A 308-nucleotide genomic window follows, 5' to 3' on the forward strand; every position below is an offset into this window, starting at 1 on the left:
AGCTGTCGCGGTATCGAAGGATGTCCAGAGCATGGGCGTAAGTTGGTCGAGCACCTTGTAACCTCTTTTGACCAGCGAGACGACTTTGCTACATTCGTCGAGCAAAATGTCCAGACAATCCGCAATCAGGCGCGCACAGATCAGCAAAGCTCAGCACCCTTGATGGATCGGTTTCTACGTGACCGCATTTTCAAGCCTGCCGAAGCCGACGATTTGGTCGACACATTGGACGCACATATCGTTGCTGAGCTTTCTGGTTATATGGGAAAGTTCATTGCGATTCATAAGCTCACCCACTTTCAGGACGA

Annotated in this window: 1 pseudogene; it reads left to right on the forward strand. The window is 50.6% G+C overall.

Features of this window, described 5'->3' with window-relative positions:
• Window positions 1-308: pseudogene (locus HWX93_RS22920) on the forward strand (hypothetical protein); the annotation flags it as partial.

Origin of the sequence: Brucella tritici, from assembly GCF_902825325.1 — a bacterium.
GTDB lineage: Bacteria > Pseudomonadota > Alphaproteobacteria > Rhizobiales > Rhizobiaceae > Brucella.